This is a genomic window from Algoriphagus oliviformis, from assembly GCF_017254915.1.
GTDB classification, from domain to species: domain Bacteria; phylum Bacteroidota; class Bacteroidia; order Cytophagales; family Cyclobacteriaceae; genus Algoriphagus; species Algoriphagus oliviformis.
On the sequence record NZ_JAFKCT010000045.1, the window covers coordinates 1 to 378 of the forward strand.

General features: G+C 58.7%; 1 protein-coding gene. It reads left to right on the plus strand.

The window, feature by feature from the left end:
* Positions 1–378: hypothetical protein (locus J0A68_RS22510; protein ID WP_206580507.1), on the plus strand; the 378-nt coding region annotated here is incomplete at both ends.

A 378-nucleotide genomic window follows, 5' to 3' on the forward strand; every position in this document is an offset into this window, starting at 1 on the left:
GGCTGGTTGGTACCTATGGCATGCCTGACGATCCATCATCATTCTTTGTGCGCGCTGGCGCTTTCCTGCGTAGCGCCAACTTTGTCACGAAGCTGGGCGGCATGACCGTGTCGGCCATCCCGGATTTGGCGCGCGGCGTGATGGTGAACGGTTTCAGTAACTCCATGCGCGGATATTCCGCGCTTATCAGCCGATCGCCGGCATTTAAAGCCAGCCGGGCCGAGATGCAGAAAATGGCAGTTGGGCTGGAAACCATCTTGCATACTCGGGCCCGCACGATGGGCGACTTGGTGGATGGCTCGTCGCGTACCACGGCTGTTGAAGCCGGAATGGAGCGTATTACCGACGTGTTCGGCAAGTTGACGCTGATGGGGCATT